The 803-nt window shown below is 43.6% G+C and carries 1 protein-coding gene and 1 pseudogene; both read right to left on the reverse strand.

The window, feature by feature from the left end; genetic code table 11:
* Positions 1-234: 234 nt before the first annotated feature.
* On the reverse strand, positions 235-660 hold the full coding sequence (rplQ, locus tag AC5EF3_RS16300) for a 50S ribosomal protein L17 (RefSeq protein WP_015827891.1): 426 nt from the start codon (positions 658-660) through the stop codon (positions 235-237).
* A gap of 35 nt (positions 661-695) precedes the next feature.
* Positions 696-803 (reverse strand): annotated as a pseudogene (locus AC5EF3_RS16305) (DNA-directed RNA polymerase subunit alpha); the annotation flags it as partial.

Genomic DNA, 803 nt, shown 5'->3' on the forward strand with positions numbered 1-803 from the left:
AGTAATGAAACGCTCAGAAACGCCATTCCATTACGTAGCATTTTTGTCAGACGAGTTTTGATCATTCAAATGAAATCCATGATAAACGAGGCGCAATTGCGGCAAAATTTGAACTTCTTATCCTTAATCTAGCAGATTAATTCTAAGCTAGAACCATTTGAAATGTTTGAAAATAAAAAAACACCGCCCTGATTTCTCAGAACGGTGTTTGATTTTTAAATATTCGTAAAAGACCTAGTCTTCCATGGCCATTGCAGCTTCAGCTTCAACACGCTCACGATCAGCCTTACCTTTGGCTTCAACATCACGATCAACAAGCTCGATAACCGCCATTGGAGCATTATCACCATAACGGTAACCTGCTTTAAGAACGCGTGTGTAACCACCTTCGCGGTCTTTGTAGCGGTCTGCAAGAACGTCAAATAGTTTTTGAACCATCTCTTTGTCACGCATTTTTGAAATAGCTTGACGACGGGCTGCAAGGTCACCCTTTTTACCCAAAGTAACTAGCTTATCTACAAAAGAACGTAATTCTTTTGCTTTTGGAAGCGTAGTTGAGATCTGCTCGTGTTGCACAAGAGACGCAGCCATGTTTGCGAACATGGCCTTACGGTGCTCCGACGTGCGGTTTAGCTTGCGGTGCGCAATTCCGTGACGCATGGCTTCTATTACGGCCCTAAGGACCGCTCCTCTATCTAATCTTCGTATTTCTTAGCTAAGTCTTCGATATTCTCTGGTGGCCACGATGGTACATCCATACCAAGGTGCAGCCCCATAGTCGCGAGGACCTCTTTAATTTCGTT

The organism is Hirschia sp. (genome assembly GCF_058892565.1).